Annotated in this window: 1 pseudogene; it reads right to left on the bottom strand. The window is 66.2% G+C overall.

Going from position 1 to position 2,052, the window contains the following annotated elements:
• A pseudogene (locus MOV61_RS29635) lies at window positions 1-2,052 on the bottom strand (hemagglutinin); the annotation flags it as partial.

Genomic DNA, 2,052 nt, shown 5'->3' on the forward strand with positions numbered 1-2,052 from the left:
CGGCGGCACTCGTCCGGTCGGCGTCGAATTCGCCGGCGGCTTGGCTGGCGCGAACCCGCTCGAGGATCTTCTTGACGTCGGGGGCGCCGGATCCCGGCTCCAGAAGATCGTTCTGGCGATCCGCCGGCAGCACGTCGGAAGGATCGAGCGGCGGCGTCGGCTCGATGACGGTGCGGCCGCCCTTCGGCGCCTCGCCCTTGCCGCCCGGCAGGAAGCGGCGGGAAAGCTCGGTCAGCAGGCTGGTCTTGGCCGCCTTGTCCCTGGCGGGGGTGTCCTTGGTGACGACATGATCGGCGCGAAGTACGGTCTCGTCGAAAGGCGCTTCTTCAGGGGCCTTTGCGCGGTGGCCAAAGGTTGCGGCCGGTTGTTCGTTCGCCTCAGCCTCCGCGAGCTCGTAGCTCATCAGCTCTTCGGCAGCGGCAACGGAAAGCTGTGCGGCCGCCGGCATGGCCGGGGCAGGGCGGGTTTCGTAACGCGCCGGTTCTTCATGATAGCGATCCCGCTCCGCATGGGCGGAGGAGACGAAACGTTCTTCCATGCCGTCCAGCCGGTCGGCGATCTGCACCAGGGTGCCGTGCAGGGCTTCGAAGGTCTGGTGGGTGCGGTCGTCCGAATGGCGCGTCAGGTCTTCGAGATGGCGAAGGTCGTCCGCAAGCGCCGAAAGTGCCGCCATGTCGGCAGCGACACCCGGCCCGCCTGCCATGCCATTGCGGGAATAGGCTTCCACCACCGTCTCGGCGGCCTGGCGGGCAGCCTCGATGATGTATTCGTCATTGGTCGCCATATAGCTTTCGAGCGCCGTCATGCGGTTTTCGAATTCGGCGGGAAGAGCGCCGGCGCCATGCTGTGGCTGGCTGATCAGCACCGAAAGATGGGCGATCTGGTCTTCGAGACTGCGAAGCGCGCCGTCGTCGCCACGCGGCGAAGCCGTCGCCTCGTCAAGCCGGGCGGCAATGTCGGTCAGCCGGTCTTCGATCCGCCCGAACGCATTCTCGTCCAATGCCGACTGGGCATGCGGCTGATAACCGATCTCCTCGATCCGGCGGGCGAGATAGTCGAGCCGTTCGGCGAGTACGTCGTTGACGCTGCCCTGTTCCAACCCGTCGATCTTGCGGGAAATATCGGCGAGATAGGCGGAAAGCTCGGGATCCTGGGAAGGCTTCTGGGCCTGTTCGAGGATCAGCGAAAGCTGCTCGAGCCGCTCTTCCAGGCGCATGGCCGCCTGTTCGTCGGTGAGCTCCTCGATCCGGCCGGTCAGCGCTTCGATGCGGGCGGAGAGCATTTCGGCCGGGTCGGTCTGGGTGTGGGTTACCCGGCCTATGGCTTCGATCTGGTCGGCAAGCGCGCTGATGCGGCCATCCAGACGCTGCAGGAAGGACTGGTCGATGGAGGCGGATGCCGAGGCGCGGCTGCCGGCGGCAATCGCGCGGCTGATTTCGTCCAGCCGCTCGTCCAGTGTCGCGAACTGTTCGGCAATGACCGAATCGTTCGGCTGCATGCGTGAGCCGAGCTGCTCCATGGCGCTCGCGACCGTGATCAGCTTCTGTTCGAGCGCGCGGATGACCGGGCTGTCGCTCATCTCGCCGAGCTGGCCCTTGATGTCGTCGATCCGGTAGGCGAGCGAAACGAGTTCCTCGCGCAATGCCGTGGAGTCGAGGCCGTGCATGCGATCTTCGAGACCCTGCCAGCGGGTTTCCATCCGCCGTACCGAATCCTCGCGGGCAAGGCCGTCCATGACGGCGCGCAGTTCCTCGAATTCGCGGCGTAGGCCGGCCGCCTCCGGCGTCGCCTGGTAGCCGAGTTGGCTGATGCCTTCGGCAAGCCGGGCAAGGTCGCCGCGCAGATCCTCGCTGAAGTTCTGGTCTTCGGCAATGGATTTGATCGAGCGGATTTCGGAGCGCAACGCGCTCATTTCGCGGGCGACGCTTTCGGAAATATCCTGCTTCAGCTCCTGGCGCAGGCTGACCAGCGCCTGGGCGATGTCGCGCATGCCATTGTCTGCCTGCGGCTGCGGCACCGGGATGCGCGGGGGCTGTGGGGCCGGACGGCGGG

This window comes from Neorhizobium sp. BETTINA12A, assembly GCF_023006485.1.
Taxonomy (GTDB): Bacteria; Pseudomonadota; Alphaproteobacteria; order Rhizobiales; family Rhizobiaceae; genus Neorhizobium.